Raw genomic sequence first — 21,040 nt, forward strand, 5'->3', positions numbered from 1 at the left:
GTAAGCTAGTAAGACCCCTTGAAGACTACAAGGTTGATAGGTCAGAGGTGTAAGTATGGCAACATATTTAGCTGACTGATACTAATAGGTCGAGGGCTTGACCAATACATATTTATTATATACATTTTATGTGCAATTTTGAAAGAACAATCTTTCAATTATATTCCGCGATAGCTCAATGGTGGAGCACTCGGCTGTTAACCGATAGGCTGGAGGTTCGAGTCCTCTTCGCGGAGCCAATTTGATATTGTTAAAGTCGATTTGATCGGCTTTTTTTTATTGTCTTAAATTATCTATATATGTAATAATTTTGTAACAAAAACAGAAATGCTGTATTATATAATTATACGTGTAGTAATTTGATTAACTTAAAAAATGGACAAACTATATTGAAATAAAAAGATTATGGGGGATAACAGTAAATGAGTAATAATATTAATCATAGAAGAAGAAGTGCTGGAAGAAATAAAAAAAAGAAAATAATTTTATTTTCTTCAATAGTTTTAGTTGTGGTAGTAGCTGGAATGTTATCAGCTAAATATATGCATAGTAAAAGTATTAATGCTGATGCAAGTGAACTTAGTAATAATAATGAAGTTGTAACTGAAAATAAATCAGAGGGTACTCCTGTAGAAGAGAATAAATTAGACAACTCAGGATATTTAACTGCAGAAGAAGATCCTAATGCTGATTCAGCAGCTTTTGTAGAAAAATACTTATATGAGCAAAGCATTGGTAAGATGCCTGAAGGTGCTAATGGTCATAAGGTTGCATACTTAACTTTTGATGATGGTCCATCAGAAAGTGTAACTCCAGAAGTATTAAAAGTATTAAAAGATAAAGATGCTAAAGCTACATTTTTTACATTAGGAAAATCTATAAATGAAAGCGATAGAACTAAAGAGTTGTTAAAAGAGATAGTTAAAGATGGACATGCAGTAGCTAGTCACACATATTCACATGATTATCATTACTTATATCCTAATAGAATTGTAAGTATTGAAAACTTTATGAGTGATATAGAAAAAAATAATGAAACATTTAGACAAGTTTTAGGAAAAGATTTTGTAACTAAAACTATTAGATTTCCAGGTGGTCTTATGTCTTGGAAAGGCCAAGATACAATAAAAGAAAAGCTTAAAGAAGGTGGATATAGTTATATTGAATGGAATGCATTATCTAAGGATGCAGAAGGAAAAACAAAAGTTGCTTCTGAATTATTAGAAGAAGTAAAGAAAAGTGTTGCTGGAAGAGAAAAAGCAGTTATATTGATGCATGACGCAGCAGGAAAACAAGAAACTGCCAAAGCATTACCACAAGTAATAGATTATCTAAGAGAACAAGGATATGAACTTAAAAGTATAAAATAAATTTAATGTTATTTTCATAAATATATATAAAGAGGCTTTTGAAGTCTCTTTTTTATTATAAGAAAAAGATAAATAGGGATAATGTAGATAGGAGGTACTTATTTATGATTAAAATTCTATTAGTTGAAGATGAAGAAAGTATAAGAGGATTTATAAAAATAAATTTAAAAAGAAATAATTTTGAAGTGATAGAAGCAGGAACGGGTGAAGATGGGCTTAAGGCAGCAGAAGAATTTAATATTAATTTAGCAATTTTAGATGTTATGCTTCCAGGTATAGATGGCTTTAAAGTATGCGATGAATTGAGAAAAAGGTATCCTAAAATAGGAATTATAATGCTTACAGCGCGTACTCAAGATATGGATAAAATAATGGGATTAGAATATGGTGCTGATGATTATATAATAAAACCATTTAATCCATTAGAACTAATTCTTAGAATTAAAGCAATATTAAGACGAATTGGCGACGAAAATAATGATAAAGAAAATATTGATAAGCTAATTAGGGAACCATTCATAATAGATTTATATTCGCAAAAATTATTTAAAAATAACATAGAAATAGATGTCACCCCAAAAGAATATCTACTCATGAAATTATTTTTAAAAAATCCGAATAAAGCATTTTCAAGAGATGAGCTTTTAAATTTAATATGGGGATATGATTATTTTGGTGATCCTAAGTTAATAGACGTTAATATTAGACGCCTAAGAGCTAAGATAGAAGATAATCCGTCAGAACCAGAATTTATAGAGACAATATGGGGTAAGGGATATAGATGGAAAGGATAATAAAATGAAAAGTATTAAAAATACACTAATTAGAAGTTTTATATTTTTGATATTATTTACTGTTATATGTATGAATGTACTTTTAGGTACATTTGTAAAAAAATATTATTATGATAATGCTGAAACTTTACTAAGAAATCAAATAGAAATAGCAACTAATTTTTATAATAAATACTTATATAAATCAAGTTTGATTGAAAATATATATGATAATGTTGATTCATTTTGGAATAAAAGTAATGCTGAGGTTCAAATATTAGATGAAAACGGAAACTTACTAATGGATTCAATAGGAGTTTATGATAATAATTTGCATGAAAAACCTGATGTTAAAAAAGCAATTAATGGTGAAAGTGGGAGCTATGTTGGTGATGTAAGCTATAGCAATTATAAGGTAATGTCTGTTTCAGAGCCACTATTAAATGATAATGAAGTGATAGGAATAATTAGATATGTTATATCTTTAGAAGAGGTTAATAATGAATTAAAATGTATATTTTTCTTTTTTATGTTAATATCTATATTTGTATTGCTTTTAGGAATAATTATTAGTTTAATTTTATCAAATAAAATTATAAATCCAATAAAAAGGCTAACTAATATTTCACAAAAAATGGCTAATGGAAATTTAAAAGTTAGAAATAATATAAGTGGAGAAGGCGAAGTTGCTCAACTTGCCAATACATTAGATTATATGGCAGAAGAAATTATAAAAAGAGAAAAGTTAAAAGATGATTTTATATCATCTGTATCCCATGAATTAAGAACGCCATTAACTTCTATAAAAGGCTGGGTAATAACCCTTCAAGATAATAATACTGATGAAGATACATTTAAATTAGGTTTTAATATATTAGAAAAAGAAACAGATAGATTATCTAATATGGTAGAAGAATTATTAGATTTTTCACGTCTTATAAATGGGAAAATGCAATTAAAGAGAGAAAAGGTAAATATAATGGAATTAATAGAATATATAGAAAATTATATGATACCTAGAGCTTTAAAAGAATGCATTAACTTTAATGTATTATCTAATTTAGATAACAAAATATATTATTTAGATATAGATAGAATGAAGCAAGTTCTAATAAATTTAATAGATAATTCATTTAAGTTTGTAGATAAAAGTGGGAATGTTAGTGTTATTTTTAATCAAGGAGAAAAAGATTTAAAAATAATAGTAGAAGATAATGGTTGTGGAATAAGTGAAAGTGATTTACCAAAAATAAAAGAGAAATTCTATAAGGGTGCTAATTCAAAATCTCAAAACGGAATAGGATTATCTATTTGTGAAGAAATAGTTAATCTTCACAATGGATATTTAGATATAGTAAGTGAAGAAGGGAAGATGACTAGAGTTACTATATCAATTCCTAATACAAGGGAGACAGATTTATGAAAAAATTTATAAATATATTTTTAGTTGTTTTTATATCTTTTTTTATAATAGGGTGTAATGATGTGGCACAAAATAAAATTTATAAAATTAAAGCACCAGAAAATAAATCTTTAAGTATTAAAGGCGTTTGGCAAATAAATGACTATAAAATTTTAGATAATGATATATATTCTATTAGTAATAAAAAATTTTCTGTAGGAGAAAATATTGAAATATGTAATGAATATATAAAGCTAAAGAATGTTGAGTATAGAAATATTTCATACAAATTAAAATTAGTTAAAGATGATTATGTTATTTCATATGAAGAAAAATATAGTATAAGAGATCTTAATCTAGACAAAGAAAATTATGAAGTTATATCAATTTTTAATAATAATAATATAATGTTTGAATTTATAGAGAATACGGATAAAGATGGATTTATATTTTACAATGGAGCATTGTATAATGTTAGTTTTATTGATGAAATAAATGATGTTGTAGAAAATGATACAAAAAATGAAGAACATAAGGCAGAAAATAAATTAATTAATGATTATGATTATCCAGTTGGAGTTTATCTAGGCATAAAATCAAAAAATAAAGAAAATAACACAGAAGAGTATAAGACATTATATATTTCATTTAAAAATGGAGAATTACAACCTATAAGAGATAAATCAGGTCTAATAGTTCCTCGTATGAATGGGATTTGGAACATAAATAAAAAATTTATAAATAAAAATGATTATTATTATGAATATTTTGATGCTAAGCCAATTAATAATAAAGATTTTATTAATAATGATAATAAAAATTTAGAAAGTATAGATAAAAATAGATATATAAGTATAAATTTTGTTGGTAATGATTATGTGGCTACAGAGGTATATGAAGGTAATAATTTCAATGGTGATTATGCTAAATATGAGGTTTTACCAATAGATAACATAACGTCTAATATACCAATTGTTATAAGTGATATATTTACTATTGATGTTAATAAAGCTTTTAACCAAGCTTATGATAATATTGTTAATAATTTTTCTAATGAAGAGAAACAAAAATATAGTCCATATATGAATTACAGCAATTTTTCTCTTAAAAGAGTAAATGGAAAATGGACTGTTATTGGTAAAATATCACCTGCTTATGGATTAGAGGGAAGTGGATATGATTATAATTTAAATTTAAAACAAAATAAGAAGTTAGTAAATTATGATTCTCTTTTAATTCCATGGAAAACATTAAAGCGAGAACTTCCAGGAATTAAAGATGCATTTACATCTCCTAACAAAAGAATAGCATTAATTTTAACTGAACAAGGTTTGCTTATAGATGAAATTCAAAATTCAAAAATAAACAATGTTCCACTTGATATAATAGAAATGGATAAAAATGATCAAATTATAATGGCTGAATGGTGCATAGGAGATTATGTTGATACTTGGGCAAAACCATTTTTAAATTAGGATCTGTTTTAGTAGTGTGTTGATATATGCATAAGCAAAGTGGACTGAGTAATTGAACTTAGGAATGCTAAAATGAGATAATATATAAATTATATATAAAAACTATTAAAGTAAAATTTAAAATTAAGATAGACTTACTATAATATGGCATAGTATTATAGTAAATAATATGAGAATATAAGAGTAGTATAGTTTAAATTATTATAGTAATTGTATTGTAATAAGAAGTTTTATTATATAAAAGATTGAAAATATGAGGGAGGATTTATATGTTAACAAAAAGCATTGTATCACAGGTATTAGCAAGATGCTTAGTAACTGGGGGGGATTTTGCAGAAATTTTTGAAGATGATTCTGTAAATAATTCCATATCATTAATAGATGGAAAAGTAGAGGATGCTATAGGTGGAAGAAACTATGGTATTGGAATTAGAATTTTTAAAGGATTAAAGAGCGTATATGCATATACAAATAATAATAGTTTAGATTCTTTATTAGAAACAGCTTATAGAGCAGCATTAGCTTTAGGGAATGCAAATGAAAAGGAAAAGAATATTATAATAAATGAGAAAAAGATACAAACAATACATCCAATAATGTTTTATCCTAAGGATGTAAATTATAATAAAAAAATAGATATTTTAAAGTTAGCTTATAATAGTGCTAAAAATTATAATAGTGAAATTTCACAGGTTATAACAAGCTATGGTGATAAGGAACAAAATATTTTAATCGCTAATAGTGACGGATTATATATAGAAGACAAAAGAATAAGAACACGACTTGGAATAAATGCTATAGCATCTAAAGGATCAGAGAATCAAACAGGATTTGAGGGGCCAGGAAGACATATGGGAATTGAAATGTTTGAAAATATAGATCCTGAATATCATGGAAAAGAAGCAGCAAGAATAGCTCATACAATGCTTCATGCAAAAAATTGTCCAGCAGGTAATATGGCTGTTGCAATAGATAATGGATTTGGTGGAGTAATATTCCATGAGGCATGTGGTCATGCATTAGAAGCGAGTTCTGTTGCTAAAGGTAATTCTGTTTTTGCTAATAAATTAGGACAGCAAATAGCATCAACTAAAGTAACAGCTATAGATGATGGTACAATACCTAATGCTTGGGGATCACTTAATATAGATGATGAAGGTAATAAAACTCAAAAAAATATTTTAATTGAAAATGGTATATTAAAAGGATATATGATTGATAAATTAAATGGTAGAAGAATGAATATGAAACCAACTGGTAGTTCTAGAAGACAGAGTTATAAATATCAACCGACTTCAAGAATGACTAACACGTATATAGCAAATGGGACAGATAACCCAGAGGAGATAATTAAATCAATTTCAGATGGTTTATATGCTAAGAAGTTAGGCGGAGGCTCAGTTAATCCTGTAACTGGAGAATTTAACTTTGCTGTACAAGAAGGATATTTAGTTAAGAATGGTGTTATTAAGGAACCAGTAAGGGGTGCAAGTCTTATTGGAAAAGGTAGCGAAGTTCTTATGGACATTGATATGGTGGGTAATAATTTAGAATTAGCTCAAGGAATGTGTGGTTCTTCTTCAGGAAGTATTCCAACTAATGTAGGTCAACCTATGATTAGAGTTAAGAAAATGACAGTTGGGGGTAGATAGTACATGGAATTTAATTTGTTTAAAGAGAAATTAATGAGTAAAGCTAAAAAATCAGGATTTGATGAATGTGAAATATATTATTCTGATGCAGAAAGTTTAAGTATAAATATTTATGATGGAGACGTTGAAAAATATAAATTAAACAATTCATTTGGATTATCATTTAGAGGAAAAATAAATGATAAAATGGGATATTCATATACAGAGATATTAGATGAAAATTCTATAGATACTCTTATAGAAAATGCTAAAAGTGCAGCTTTAGTTATAGAAAATGATGATACTCAATTTATATATGACGGTGATAGTCAGTATAATGAAATCAATTGTTATAAGGATGAATTGGATAATATAAAACCTGATAAGCTTATAAAATTAGCTTTAGAAATGGAAAGTGAATGTAAAAAGCAATGTGATAAAGTCGTTAATTTTGGTGGCTGCGGAATAGGATATGGAAAATCTAGTTATGGAATATTAAATTCAAAGGGTTTGGATTTATCAACTTCAAGAAATCACTTAACAGCTTACGTAGTTCCAATAATTGAAGATAATAATGAAAAATATGATGGCATGGGATATGTTATTGCAAAGGGAGAATCTGATATTAATCCAGAAAAATTAGCTAAAGATGGACTAGAAGAGGCTCTTTCAAGAATTGGTGGAAGAAGCATAGAATCAGGAAAATATAAAGTGGTTATAAATAATGAAGCTATGGTATCATTACTTGGAACTTTTTCAGGAATTTTTAATGCTGAACAAGCACAAAAAGGACTATCTTTATTAAAAGGTAAAGAAGGAGAAATTATAGCTTCAGATAAAGTAACGTTAATAGATGATCCTCATCTTGAAGATGGACTTGGAACAACGGCATTTGATGATGAAGGTGTTGCAACTTATAAAAAAGAAGTTATAACTAATGGGAAACTAAATACATTATTATATAATTTAAAGACAGCACATAAGGCTAATGTTAAATCTACAGGTAATGGATTTAAATCATCTTATGCATCAATAGTAGGGATTAGTCCAACAAATTTTTATATAAAACCAGGAAAGAAAAACTTTGAAGACATATGTAAAGAGGTTAATAACGGAGTAATAATAACTGAATTTGCGGGCCTTCATTCTGGTGCTAACTCCGTTACTGGAGATTTTTCTTTAGCATCTAAGGGATTTATGATTGAAAATGGAAAGAAGACATTCCCAATAGAACAAATTACAGTAGCAGGAAACTTCTTTACACTAATTAAAGATGTAGAGGAAATAGGAAGTGATTTAAAATTCCCTATGAGTAGCGTAGGTTCACCATGCGTTGTTATAAAGGAATTATCAATAGCAGGAAAATAAATAATATATTGTCTTATAAAGTAAATTCCAATGCCACTATGCAATTATACTAAAATATTAACATTTATTTAAAAAGATATTAATAATATAGTAGATTTATTGAATAGACATAAAAAATAGAAGGACTAATTTTGTAGTCCTTCTATTTTTTATTTAGCTATGTTTTGAATAGGTGTCAAAAAGATAGCCTAATTATATAGAGTATTATTTTTTAAAGTAATTTGCCCTTATCATTTTATCTGATAAATCTAATATTTTTTTGTATGTTTCTTTGTCTTCATCAGAAAGGGTGTTTTGATCTTTTATTGTACCATCTGTTAAGATTGAAAATGATTTATTTGTATTTAGCAGATTTCTTCCTAAAGCAGTGTCTTGATATTTTTCTTTATCGATGCCAAGCATATAAAGTAAAGTTGGCATAACATCAATTTGTCCACCATATAAATCAAAAGTTTTACCTGTTTTTATAGAAGTATCATAAATTACAAGAGGAACTACAGGATTACCAGTATCTAAATACCAATCTTCTTTATTAGATAACTTTTCAATTCCATTATTATAATATTTATGAACTCCTGTGTGATCGCCCATAATAGCTATTACACTATTTTCTAATAATCCTTCACTATCTAGTAATTTTAAGAAGTTACCTATTTGAGCATCTGTATAGTGTAAACTTTCAAAATATCCACCTAATTCACTAGCATCTAATTCAGGATCAAGTCCTAATTCTCTATAATCTTTTGGTATATCAAATGGGCCGTGACTTGTTAATGTTACTGTTAGACCATAAAATGGATTAGATTGTTCTTTTAACATTGGAACAACTTGCTTAAAGTAGCTTCCATCACTTATTCCCATTCCAATTGTTTCATCTGCATTGAATGAATAGTAATCATTAAACTTATCAAATCCTATTCCTTTAAGTCCAGCAGAATAATTCCAAAATGATCCTTTATCAGGATGTATAGCAATATTACTATATCCCTCTTCTTCTAATATATTAGGTAAAGAGTTGTAAGTAGCATTTGGATATCTAAAGAAAGTACTTCCTCTTCTTAATGGAAGCATAGATGTATTAACCATTAAGTCACTATCAGAGCTTGTACCTTCATTAACTTGTTCAAATACATTAGGGAAATAGAAACCATCAGATGTTAATTTGTTCAATACAGGGGTAATTTCTTTTCCATTAATACTTTTGTTTATAACAAAGCTTTCTAAAGATTCAACTTGAATGTAAATTAAATTTTTACCTTTAGATATACCAAAATAATCATTGTTAGGTAAGTTTTCATTTTTCATTTCAAATAATTTATTTAAATTATTTTCATCTTCAGCTGTGAATTTATATGGTTTTGAATCACGATAAACAGTATATAAGTCAAATACATGATATCCTATTGGTGAAAAATATCTAGCTGTATTTGTTGGATCGTAATTATCATATAAATAAGCGTCCTTAACATCTTTATTATTTAGAATATGTATATTAAAAGGAACATAAGCTATAAATAATATTGGCATAATAAAAGTTACAAGGAAAGTTTTAATTGCTCTTTTATTTATTTCAGATACATATTTTCTAGTAAAGTAAACATAAATTCCTAGTACAAATAAATCTATTATAAAGATAAAGTCTAAATGACTAAACATAGAATATATTGCACCAGATAAATTATCTAAATTTGCTGTTTGAGTAGCAATAAGAACAGAAGGAACTGTTAAAAATCCTCTGAAATAACAAACATCTAAGACAATAACTGCAGTTAATAAAATGTTTATTATGAAAATATATACTATCCTTGCTTTTCCTTTAAATAAAAGTGAAAAACTTATGAATATTAAGACGAAAGCTAGATAATAATTTAAGAATGGTCTAGCATATTCATAACCAACATTATAATCAAAACTATAAGGATTGATTCCTGTAATGAATCCTTGAAAGAATATACATTTAAGTACTATAGCAACTAATGGAAATAAAAATAATATTAATTGGTTTAGTGTATTTTTATTAAGTACATTAATAATTTTATTTTTGTAAGAATGCATAAATTCACCTCAATCTACGAATTAATAAAAAAATGATAAAATTAATACAATAATTATTATCAAAGAGTTAACATCTTATATTATACATAAATACATAAATCAAACAACCCATATAAAATTAAACATGATATAATTATCTTATCTTAATTTTATACTTAATATAAACTAAGGGGGAGAAATTTTATGAAAGAAATAGATTGCAGAGGTTTGTCTTTTCCTAAAACTATAAGAATGGTAAAAAAATATTTCAATTCTATAGGAGAAGGTGAAGCAATAGTTATTATAGAAAAACAATCTGATAATTCTAATATAGTTAATTTTGCTATGAATTTAGGATATCATGTAGATGTAGAAGAAAATGATGAAAATGTTCAGGTATTTATAGAAAAAAGAGGATGTTTAGAGGCAATAGATGAAACTGTATTTTCAGTTTTAATAACATCAGATAAGTTTGGAACAGGAGATTCTAAATTAGGAAAAATTCTATTAAATGATTATTTAAATGCATTAAGTGATGCTATAAAACTTCCTAAAAATATTATATTTTTAAATGAAGGTGTAAAAGTGTTTGAAGAATTACCAGAGAATACTGGATGGTTAGAAAATATAAAATTATTATATCAAGAAGGTGTAAGTGTATTTGTACATGATAAATCTTTAGAGTATTATAAGTTAAATATATCTAATAATTTTTCGGAAATTATCGATATGATTGATATAGTAGATATAATAAATGAATCTAATAACTTAGTAAAATTATAATATGTGATTTGTATATTTGGAGGAAATATAATGTTAGAATATGACTTAATTGTAATTGGTGGAGGAATAGCTGGTATGACTGCTGCTTTAGGTGCAGCGAGAAATGGAATAAAAAATATATTAATATTTGAGAGAGAACATAGCTTAGGAGGAATATTAAATCAATGTATTCATAATGCATTTGGTGAAAAACTCTTAGGAGAAAAAGTAACTGGACCTGAATATGTATATTTTATTGAAGAAAAATTAAAAAAATTTAATATAGATATTAAGCTTAACACAAATGTTATAGACATAGTAGATGATAAAAAAATAACTTATGTTAATTCAATAGAAGGAAGTAAAGAAGTATATGCAAAAGCAATAATACTAGCAACTGGATCAAGAGAAGTATATACAGGAAGTGTTATGGTTCCAACTCATGGATTAACAGGAATATTTACTTTAGGATCTGCACATAGATTAATTAATTTAGAAGGGTATCTTCCAGGCAAGAAAACAGTGATAATTGCTAAAAATAAATGGGGATTTTTAGTAGCTAGACGTATTTTAATTGAAGGTGGCAGTGTAGAAGCAATAATAATTGAAGATGAAATCAAAGAATTAATAGATGAAGAAATTGAAAACTTAATAGATGGATTTTCCATAGAAATTATAGAAAATTCTAGAGTTGTAGAAATTTACGGTAATAAAAGAATAAATAAAATTAAAGTACTAAATTTAAAAGAAGATGTAACTTCTAAAATAGAATGTGATTCTTTAATTTTATCAGTTGGATTTAGACCAGAAAATAAACTTGCTCAAAATTTAAAAATAGATATTAATAAAAGTACATTTGTTCCAGAAACAAAAGAGTTTGAGACTTCTAAAGAAGGAATTTTTGCTTGTGGTAATTTAATTTATGGAAAGCTAGCTCTTATAATGGAAGAAACAGATGGTATTAATTGTGGAATAAAATCAGCAGAATATATTAAAAAAATAAATTAGAAATAGCAAATAGCATTTTTATACATAAGGTCATTTCCTAAAGAATTAAGATGTATTCCATCTAAATATATATCACTATTATTTAAAGTAATTGAATAGAAATCTATAAAAGAGAGGTTATAGTTAATAGTTAAATTAATTATTTCCTCTTTTAAATTAATTAAATTTTTTTCTGCATAGCTATAAAAAGGTGAATATGAAAATAATTCATTTGCCATATTTCCTATGATTGAAGGTGGAATGCCTATGATAACATTAGAGTTGATTTCTAAAGCTTCTTGTATCATTAATTCTATATTTTCAATTATTGATTTTACAGTTCTTCCTAAAAGCAAATCATTGCTACCACACATAATAAATATTTTATTAGGAGTATATTTTATTACATCTTCATAATATCTAGTAAGCATTCCTGTACTTGTATCACCATTACAGCCCTTGTTTAGTGAGGTTAAGTTTAGGCTGTTTTGAATTTTATAAACCCAGGAATCTTTTTTAGGAATACCATATCCAAAAGTTAAACTATCACCTAAAAATATTATATCTATATGTTTATTCATAAAACAAACCCACCTTTAAAATAATTTATTGAAACATTTTTTACATATCAGTGTTTTTCCACCATCTGCTTTTATGTAATCATTTGTTTTTAGTATAGTATTACAAATTGTACAAAAATTTTTGTTAGTTTCTATATCTTTATTCTTGTTAGTATTTGGATTTAATACGTTTTTCTTTATTGGAGAGTATAATTTAGGATTACCTAAAACTGATTTTTTATTTATGGAATAATTAATTTCATATTCACTTTCGGCAAATAGTTCTAATTCAAAGCGAGGATTTTCTTTATCATAATATTCCTCGACGATTATTCTAGTAATCTGAGCATCATTTATGATAAGACCACTTTTTTCTATTCCATCAAATATACTTTTTGTTATATTTATTGTGTCTGGATGACGTTTTTCACTTTTATAATAAACTTTTAGTATAGCTATTAAACTTTCTTCTAATATAATATCTGGATTTTGACTTCTAGCAATAAGAGCAATTTCTTGCTCATATATAGCATATCTATCATGATATTTACCAGAATTACTAGGTAAGATAGCACGTCCATTAGTATTATGTAATTTAAAATTTGATTTTGTTATTGGTGAACCATTAACAATTACTTTAGCATAGGTTGTCATAAAAACTCCTTAATATTTATATAAATTTCATTAAAATATAATTATACTATATAAAAATATATAGTATAATGGTAACTTATACAATAATCAAAAATTGATAATATATGTTAGATACAGTATAATATTTGTGTTAATCTGTATTTGAACATAATGTTTTAATAATAGAATATGTTTTAAGTATGTGTTGATATATACAATAAGAAAATTGATATTAGCTTAATTACTCAGTTTATTTTGCTTATGTATATATCACACTCTTATAAAATATAACTAATAAATATAGATTTAGTAATTGAATTAAATAAAAGAGGTATTTAATTATGGATAAAAAATTAATTTTAGCAATAGAATCAAGTTGTGATGAAACTTCAGCAGCAGTTGTTGTTAATGGAAGAGAAGTTTTATCTAACGTTATATCTACACAAATAGATACTCATAAAAAATTTGGTGGAGTGGTACCAGAGGTTGCATCTAGAATGCATATTGAAATAGTAGATTATGTAGTGAAAAAAGCTTTAGAGGATGCATGTGTTTCTTTAGATGATATTGATGCCATAGGTGTCACTTATGGACCAGGCTTAATAGGGGCACTTTTAGTTGGACTTCAATATGCTAAAGGATTGGCTTTTGCAGCTAAAAAACCATTAATTGGAGTAAATCATATAGAAGGTCATATGTGTGCAAACTTCATACAATATAAGGACTTAGAGCCACCATTTATATCTTTAGTTGTATCAGGAGGACATACTTTTATAGTTTCTGTTAATGATTTTTGTGATTTTGAAGTTATAGGAAAAACTAGAGATGATGCAGTAGGAGAAGCATACGATAAGGTAGCAAGATCTTTAGGACTTGGATATCCAGGAGGTCCTAAAATTGATAAATTAGCAAAAGAAGGAGATCCTAATGCTATTTCTTTCCCAAGAGCTAAGTTCCATGAAGACACATTAGATTTTTCGTTTAGTGGAGTAAAATCTGCTGTATTAAATTATTTGAATAAAGCTAAGATGAAGGGGATTGAAGTTAACAATGCTGATGTAGCTGCTTCATTTCAAAAAGCCGTTATAGATGTTTTAAAAGATAATGTATTTTTAACTTGTAAGAAAAAAAATGTTAATAAAATAGCTATAGCAGGTGGTGTTGCATCTAATTCTTGTTTAAGGGAAACTCTAAAAAAAGAGGGTGCATTAAAAAATATTGAAATTTTATTTCCAGAGCCAGTATTATGCACAGATAATGCAGCTATGATAGGAAGTGCAGCATATTTTAATTATGAAAAAAATTATGTTTCTTCTTTTGATATAAATGCAAAGCCTAATTTGAAGTTGGGAGAACGTTAAATATGAATTTATTGCCTCATTCGAATGGATTTCAAAGAATTAAATCACCTAAATTTAATTTATTAGATTTTTTAAGAAGAGCATTAATTATCATAATTGTTTTTCTTATAACTGGCTTTTTAGTGCAATCCATAAGCAATTTTATTGCAAATGAAAAATTAAAGGCAAGTTTAAAATATGTTAGAGTAGAGACTAAGAAATTAGAATATAAAATTAAGGGAACAGGATCATATACTATAGTCTTTGATGGAGGAATTGGGAGTAACATATATCAATGGGATGAAGTTTGTAAAAAACTAGAACGTGATGCTGATGTTAAAACATTTGTATATAACAGAAAAGGATATGGATTTAGTGATTCTGGTGAACGAAGAACACCAGAGGAACAAGCAGAAGATTTGAAAAATTTATTAAAAAAATCTGGTGCTAGCGAACCATATGTATTTGTTAGTGAAGAATATGGAAGTTTAATTTCTATGAATTTTACAGAAAAATATCCAGAACTAGTAGCAGGTCTTGTCTTGATAAATCCATTATCTTATGATTTAGTGAACAGTAAAGAATATTCAGAATCTATAAAGTGGCAGTACTATAAATCTAAATTAAGATTTATAGGAAGTTATTTTTATATTACAGAGTTAAGTGACAAATTAGGATTAATAAAAAGCAATATTGATATAGAAGATTTACCTAATGGAGCAAAAGAAGAAATTAATATACATAAAAATAAAAAAAATTATACTAAGGCAATATATGATGAGATAGGAAACTTATGTAAAAAAGATATTAATACAAAGATTGATAACATAATAAAAATTAAACCAACATATATAATAAGCAATAACATTACTTCTGAATCAGATGAAGTTATAGAGAATTCTTTATTAACAGTATATAAGTCTTCAATATTGAGCAGTCCATATGCATTACATGATCAACAAAGTATTGTGGATGGCGTTAATAATATAATAAAAAAGGCAAAAAAAATAGAAAAAGTTAATTCATAAAACTAATATTAAGATTATTAAATAATAAATGAAAAATATGGGATATTAATATGTAGTACATATATTAATGTCCCATATTCTTATATTGACATTTTTCTGACACAAAATAACTTTATACTAAGAGTGTAAGATAAATATAAAAATTTTAGGAGGAATTTATTATGGATAATAAAGAGAATTTTATAGATGTAAATGAAAATGAAATTAAATATACAGATGAGAGTTTTATAGACAATAATATACAGAAAAAAAAGAAAAAAAGAAAAAAAACAATTGCCAGTGTAGCAACTTCATTAGTAATTGCATTAGTTGGTGGAATTTTCGGTAGTGGAATAACGTACTTATTAGTTAAAGATAATATTTCTGCTGCACAATATAAAAATTATTCCCCATCAATATTTACTCAAGAAACATCTTCAGGGACACTTTCTACAACGGAAGCATTTAATAAAGTAGCACCTGCAGTTGTAATTGTATCTACAAAAGGATTATCAAATTCTGGATTTTTTCCACAAGAAGTTGAGGGAATTGGATCTGGATTTATTATAAATGAGGATGGTTATATATTAACTAATAATCATGTTATAAAAGGTGCAAATGAGGTAAAAGTTACGTTAAGTGATGGAAAAGAAGTTAATGCAACAGTAGTAAATTATGATGAAGCAAAAGATGTTGCAATGATTAAAGTCGAAGATGGAACTAAGGTTCCAGCAGTTGCTGAACTAGGAGATTCTGATGCTTTATTCCCTGGAGATCAAGTTATAGCAATTGGAACACCTCTTTCAAAGGAGTTTGCACAAACACTTACACAAGGTGTTATAAGTGCTGTAAATAGAAATGTAGCAAGTGAAAGTGGAACTAGTGTTAATCTTATACAAACAGATGCAGCTATAAACCCAGGTAATAGTGGTGGACCATTAGTTAATTCTAAAGGTCAAGTTATAGGAATAAATTCAATGAAAATAGGTACTCAATTAAGTGGAACTAGTGTTGAAGGTATGGGATTTGCAATTCCAATAAATGAAGTAAAAGAAAAGATGGATTCATTATCTAAGCCTATATTAAATTTAGGAATACAAGTAAGAGAGATTGATAATAATCTTGCTAAAAGATATGATTTACCAGAAGGAATATATGTAGCAGGTGTTGAAGAATTTTCACCAGCAGAAAAATCAGGAGTAAAAGTTGGAGATGTAATAACTAAATTTGATGGAAAAAACATTACAAAATTTAATGAATTAAAAGAATTAAAGTCAGGAAAAGAAGTAGGAGATAAAGTTAAAATTCAGGTTGTAAGAGACGGAAAAAATGTTGATTTAGAAATTATATTAGAAGAAAAATCTAATTAGTTTATTCCAAATGCTATGTTTAATTTTTTAATTAAGCATGGCATTTTTTAATATATATACTTATTTTATAAGAGAAAAAAATAAATACTGTATAAAATATTCACAAAATGGAAGCTTTAGTCATATTTTATTATCATAAATAAACTTTTGGAGGTAAAAATAATGAGCGGAAGAATAAGTGTATGTTCTATTTGTCCTAGAGAAAATGAACAGATTGATGCGGTAATTAGATTATCAAAAGATAGAAGAAGTTGTATTTATGGAACAGTAATAGATGAAAATGGCGCTGCTGTAGCTGATGCAGTAGTTAAATTATTACAAGTTACTGGATGTGGACAAAAAACCCCAGTTCCATTAACTCACACTTTTACTGATAAATACGGTCAATTTTTACTTGGACCTTTATGTCCAGGTAAAAGATATATGTTAAAAGTATACAAAGATAATGTTTCAATTAGATACGCTCCACTAGATGTTGATTGTTATGAAGGATCTTGTATAGGCGTAAATGGTACAAGTGATGATTCAGAAGATAATTCAAGTGGCTGTGGAAGCAATCATAGTCATCATTGCAGATAGATAATTTCTAATTGTAATTAAGAAACTAACTTAGAATTAATTATGCTAGGAAAATAGATTATTATAGTTGAGTTTTGTTTATAAAAAGTCTTCTTTTATAATAAAGGAGACTTTTTATGTTATACTTAATATTGATTCCATATAAAAGAATTGTTAGTATTAGATAGACTTTTTATTACGTCTAAATTTGAAATATTTATACCATTAACTGGGACAAAGCTTAGATGTTTAGAATTTAAATACTCTTAGCAATAATTTATACAATAAGGAGTATTATGGATTTTAGTTATTTAATTTAAATATGGAGGAAAAACATGAATAATATAGTATTAAGTATTATAGCATTTTTCTTTTTAATTGGTGCTATTGACTATATAGAAGGAGATAAATTAAAAGTATCTAGTTACTTTGAAGAAGGCATAAAAACAATGGGATCGCTTGCTATATCTATGGTTGGTATATTGTCTTTAACACCATTTTTAGCTGAGGTTTTAACTAACTTTTTAACACCAATAGCACAAAAACTATCTTTAGATGCATCTATATTTCCAGCAAGTCTAATAGCAATTGATATGGGTGGTTTTAATTTATCTAATGAATTAGCATTATCTAATTCTATGGGGAATTTCTCAGGGATATTAATGTCATCAATTTTAGGCTGTACTATTAGCTTTACTTTACCATTAGCTGTAGGTTTAGTGAAACAAGAAATGATGGAAATAGTATTTAAGGGGATTTTATGTGGAATTATAACAATGCCTTTAGGTTTATTTATTGGAGGAATAATGTTAAGGGTACAAGTGTACACTTTAATTTATAACTTACTTCCTGTAATATTACTCTCAATAATTTTAACATTAGGTATAATTTTTAGACCCAAAAAACTAATAATAATTTTTAAATATTTAGGAAAAATGATAATGTTTATAAGTATAATAGGATTAATCATACAAGGGGTATATTCTATTTCAGGAATAAAGCTTTTAAATAATATTATGCCTATTGAAGAAGTAATCACTATTGTTGGAAGAATAGCTCTGTTTTTAGGCGGTGCATATGTGATGTTAGAAGTAATAAAAAGATCATTAAGCAAACCTTTAAGTAGAATAAGTAAACTTTTTAATATCAATTTGAATTCTATTGCTGCACTTATTGGAAGTTTAGCTTCAGCAATTGTTATATTTTCAAATTTCGATAAACTAGATGATAGAGGTAAAATTATTTGTACAGCATTTTCAGTTGGAGGTGCGTATGTACTTGGAGGTCAAATGGGGTATGTATCAAGTGTAGCTCCAAAGTTATTGTCTATATATATTTTTATAAAATTACTTTGTGGTATATTAGCAGTACTTTTTGCTTTAACTTATTTAAAATATGAGCAAAAGTATAAAAAATAATGTTAAATATTTAGAGGTGTGAATAATGAGAAATATACTTAAATATTGCTTAACTTTTTTTGTAACTGTAATTATCATTATATCTTGTGTACTTTACATCCAAGATGATAATACTCCAAAAGTTAAGGGGTACATAAATGTTTTTGTAAAAGAAGATTCATATGAATACTTAAAGCAATGCAGTGATAAATTCATGGAAGATAATAATAAAGTTCATATAGAGATTAATAGTATTGATGATTATAGTGAAACATTAAACAAGGAAAAATATAATAAGTATAAATCTACTGATATATTATTATTAAATAGATTAGAATTTGAAAATTTAAATGAAAATAATAATATTAAATATAAGGATATGAAAAAAATTTTAGATACATATTCTAAAAATTTTTCAAAGTCCAGAATAAATCAAGTTAGAATAGATGATAAATTAATGGGAGTTCCATTAAACTCCAAACCAATGGTATTATATATAAGAACTGATATGTTAAGAGAGTATGGCTATAGTAGTGATGATATTAACACTTGGGATGATTTTATAAAATTAGGTGTTGATATATATAACAAAAGCAATGGCACTGTTCAGATTCTAAATGCTACAGGAAGTGATTATGAGGACTTGGTTAGCTTGATTATTATGCAATATATAGATGAGGACAAGACAGAAGATGTTATAAAAAATGAAGTTAAAGAAAGAATAGATACTCTTAGAAATAATAATATATTAAATTTAAATAGTGATGGAAAATTCTTGGCTAGGATATCTTCAATTGATGCAATGAGAGAGCTTAAAGCATTGGATGTAGAGTGTGAATGGACTGCAATCAATCCCCCAAGCATAAGTTTAGGAACTAATAGATTTTATTGTGAAGAAGGAGATAATTTAATAGTTTTAGATGATGAGCAAGAAAATGCTGAATTAGTAGAAAAATTCATAACATATTTAATAACTAATACGAAAGTGTCAATGGATTATATTCAAGAAGGAAAGTTTTTTTCTAGTTTTCTTTATACTTATAAAAATATAAAAACAGAAGATACAATTAAAAATTTCACAGGAAAAAGCCCTCTCGTTGTAATGAGCAACATAGAAGAGAGAGCTCCAATTATGAAACAATATGATAAATATATTAAAATAAAAAATGAACTTTTAGATTAAGCTTAAGATTGTATAATTTTTTTATAAGCATCTAATGTTTTTATTGCTGTTTGCCTCCATGTAAATTGGAGGCTTCTATTATATCCTTTTTTTGATAATTCAGCTTTCAAACTATCATTATTCAGGACTTCAACCAATGAATTTTTTAAAGATTCTTCATCATAAGGGTTAATAAGTATTGCATCATTGGAAGTTACCTCAGGAATTGAAGAGAGAATGGAGGATATTACGGGAGCTCCACAACTCATCGCTTCTAATGGAGGCAGTCCAAAACCTTCATAAAAAGAAGGATATAAAAACACGTCACATGCATTGTAAAAAATAGGCAATAAATCATCGCTTACATATCCAGGGAAAATAATATTATCTTCTAAATTATTGGTTTTAACAAAATCTAATAATTTTTCACCCTCATCTTTTAATCCACCAACTAAAACTAATTTATAGGGCTTTTTAAAATCTTTATATGTTTTCATATATGCTTTGATAACTCCTAAAACATTTTTTCTTGAACTAAATCCACCTATATACAAAGCAAATGGCTGATTTATATTAAATTTTGTATTTAAATAATTTTTACAATTTATTTTATTTAAAAGTTTAAACTTAGAGTTAGCTGCAAGTGGAGTTACAAATATTTTATCTTCAGGATAACCATTAAAAAACTTTAATATATCTTTCTTTGAATATTCAGAAACTGTAAGTATACCATCTGAATTATAAATGATTTCAGGCATATCTTTAAGAAAGCGTTCCAAATATCCTTTTCCAACTGTTTCAGGCATTATATAAGGAATTAGGTCATGTATAGTAACCACATTTTTATATGCATTAGAATATTCCAACCCAATTCCATTTTGAGGAATATGATAAAGATCTATCTTCTTTTCTTTTAATATATTTGGAATATAATATTTTTCATAAAAACTAGAATGTTTTCCTGAAGAATATATAATATCTGTGTTTTTATTAATAAAGTCTTTATTAAATTTTCCAGAACAAAATAAAGTGAAATTATCTTCAAAATTTACAGATAACATATTAGATATAAGATTGTTAGTGTAAGTTCCTATACCTGTCCCCTGATGTAATGTAGAACTACGAGCATCTATAGCAATTTCCATAAAACACCTCTTAACATACATATATAACTAAGATATTAAATTAACTTGGTTTTTGTGAATACAAAA

18 protein-coding genes, 1 tRNA gene and 1 rRNA gene are annotated in these 21,040 nt (G+C 26.5%); 16 read left to right on the forward strand and 4 right to left on the reverse strand.

Features of this window, described 5'->3' with window-relative positions; translation table 11 throughout:
* The 8 genes from NG901_RS14805 to NG901_RS14840 form a co-directional block, all read left to right on the forward strand.
* Window positions 1–105 (forward strand): 23S ribosomal RNA (locus NG901_RS14805); the annotation flags it as partial.
* A 59-nt stretch (window positions 106–164) separates the two neighbouring features.
* A tRNA-Asn gene (locus NG901_RS14810) sits at window positions 165–239 on the forward strand.
* Between the two features lie 183 nt (window positions 240–422).
* Window positions 423–1,370 carry a polysaccharide deacetylase family protein gene (locus NG901_RS14815; protein WP_252216209.1) on the forward strand — a complete coding sequence of 316 codons (948 nt, stop codon included), beginning with the start codon at window positions 423–425 and terminating at the stop codon, window positions 1,368–1,370.
* A 104-nt stretch (window positions 1,371–1,474) separates the two neighbouring features.
* Complete coding sequence (locus NG901_RS14820; RefSeq protein WP_252216211.1) at window positions 1,475–2,164, forward strand: response regulator transcription factor; 690 nt, start codon at window positions 1,475–1,477, stop codon at window positions 2,162–2,164.
* Window positions 2,165–2,168: 4 nt separating this feature from the next.
* On the forward strand, window positions 2,169–3,566 hold the full coding sequence (locus NG901_RS14825; protein WP_252216212.1) for an ATP-binding protein: 1,398 nt from the start codon (window positions 2,169–2,171) through the stop codon (window positions 3,564–3,566).
* On the forward strand, window positions 3,563–5,020 hold the full coding sequence (locus tag NG901_RS14830) for a hypothetical protein (RefSeq protein WP_252216213.1): 1,458 nt from the start codon (window positions 3,563–3,565) through the stop codon (window positions 5,018–5,020). The genes NG901_RS14825 and NG901_RS14830 overlap by 4 nt, the downstream gene beginning before the upstream one ends.
* 269 nt (window positions 5,021–5,289) lie before the next feature.
* Window positions 5,290–6,672, forward strand: a complete 1,383-nt coding sequence (locus tag NG901_RS14835; RefSeq protein WP_252216217.1) for a TldD/PmbA family protein — start codon at window positions 5,290–5,292, stop codon at window positions 6,670–6,672.
* Between the two features lie 3 nt (window positions 6,673–6,675).
* Window positions 6,676–8,019, forward strand: coding sequence for a TldD/PmbA family protein (locus NG901_RS14840; protein WP_252216218.1), 1,344 nt, complete (start codon window positions 6,676–6,678; stop codon window positions 8,017–8,019).
* Window positions 8,020–8,223: 204 nt separating this feature from the next.
* Here the strand turns inward: NG901_RS14840 and NG901_RS14845 are convergent, their stop codons facing one another.
* Window positions 8,224–10,074 (reverse strand): LTA synthase family protein, encoded by a 1,851-nt coding sequence (locus NG901_RS14845; RefSeq protein WP_252216219.1) that lies wholly within the window; start codon window positions 10,072–10,074, stop codon window positions 8,224–8,226.
* Window positions 10,075–10,257: 183 nt separating this feature from the next.
* On the opposite strand from NG901_RS14845, the gene yedF reads away from it, so the two are divergent.
* Window positions 10,258–10,836, forward strand: a complete 579-nt coding sequence (gene yedF, locus NG901_RS14850) for a sulfurtransferase-like selenium metabolism protein YedF (RefSeq protein ID WP_252216221.1) — start codon at window positions 10,258–10,260, stop codon at window positions 10,834–10,836.
* Window positions 10,837–10,866: 30 nt separating this feature from the next.
* Window positions 10,867–11,823, forward strand: coding sequence for an NAD(P)/FAD-dependent oxidoreductase (locus tag NG901_RS14855; protein WP_252216223.1), 957 nt, complete (start codon window positions 10,867–10,869; stop codon window positions 11,821–11,823).
* Here the strand turns inward: NG901_RS14855 and NG901_RS14860 are convergent.
* On the reverse strand, window positions 11,820–12,383 hold the full coding sequence (locus NG901_RS14860; protein ID WP_252216226.1) for a GDSL-type esterase/lipase family protein: 564 nt from the start codon (window positions 12,381–12,383) through the stop codon (window positions 11,820–11,822). The genes NG901_RS14855 and NG901_RS14860 overlap by 4 nt on opposite strands.
* Before the next feature lie 15 nt (window positions 12,384–12,398).
* The gene (locus NG901_RS14865; protein WP_252216229.1) at window positions 12,399–13,016 is read right to left on the reverse strand and encodes a RusA family crossover junction endodeoxyribonuclease; all 618 of its coding nucleotides are present in this window, start codon (window positions 13,014–13,016) and stop codon (window positions 12,399–12,401) included.
* A gap of 320 nt (window positions 13,017–13,336) precedes the next feature.
* On the opposite strand from NG901_RS14865, the gene tsaD reads away from it, so the two are divergent.
* From tsaD to NG901_RS14895, 6 genes are all read left to right on the forward strand, one after another.
* Complete coding sequence (tsaD, locus tag NG901_RS14870; RefSeq protein ID WP_252216234.1) at window positions 13,337–14,356, forward strand: tRNA (adenosine(37)-N6)-threonylcarbamoyltransferase complex transferase subunit TsaD; 1,020 nt, start codon at window positions 13,337–13,339, stop codon at window positions 14,354–14,356.
* Between the two features lie 2 nt (window positions 14,357–14,358).
* Window positions 14,359–15,363: an alpha/beta fold hydrolase gene (locus tag NG901_RS14875; RefSeq protein ID WP_252216237.1), complete on the forward strand. Its 1,005-nt coding sequence runs from the start codon at window positions 14,359–14,361 to the stop codon at window positions 15,361–15,363.
* Between the two features lie 161 nt (window positions 15,364–15,524).
* A complete protein-coding gene (locus NG901_RS14880) occupies window positions 15,525–16,712 on the forward strand; it encodes a S1C family serine protease (protein ID WP_252216240.1) in 1,188 nt (395 codons plus the stop codon).
* Window positions 16,713–16,874: 162 nt separating this feature from the next.
* Window positions 16,875–17,291: a carboxypeptidase-like regulatory domain-containing protein gene (locus tag NG901_RS14885; protein ID WP_252216243.1), complete on the forward strand. Its 417-nt coding sequence runs from the start codon at window positions 16,875–16,877 to the stop codon at window positions 17,289–17,291.
* Window positions 17,292–17,605: 314 nt separating this feature from the next.
* A complete protein-coding gene (gene eutH / locus NG901_RS14890; protein WP_252216246.1) occupies window positions 17,606–18,688 on the forward strand; it encodes an ethanolamine utilization protein EutH in 1,083 nt (360 codons plus the stop codon).
* Between the two features lie 25 nt (window positions 18,689–18,713).
* Window positions 18,714–19,850, forward strand: a complete 1,137-nt coding sequence (locus NG901_RS14895; protein WP_252216249.1) for an ABC transporter substrate-binding protein — start codon at window positions 18,714–18,716, stop codon at window positions 19,848–19,850.
* A gap of 2 nt (window positions 19,851–19,852) precedes the next feature.
* On the opposite strand, the gene NG901_RS14900 is transcribed toward NG901_RS14895, so the two are convergent.
* A complete protein-coding gene (locus tag NG901_RS14900; RefSeq protein ID WP_252216252.1) occupies window positions 19,853–20,974 on the reverse strand; it encodes a glycosyltransferase family 4 protein in 1,122 nt (373 codons plus the stop codon).
* Window positions 20,975–21,040: the final 66 nt, after the last annotated feature.

Source organism: Clostridium sp. CMCC3677, assembly GCF_023845585.1.
Classification (GTDB): Bacteria; Bacillota; Clostridia; order Clostridiales; family Clostridiaceae; genus Clostridium; species Clostridium aquiflavi.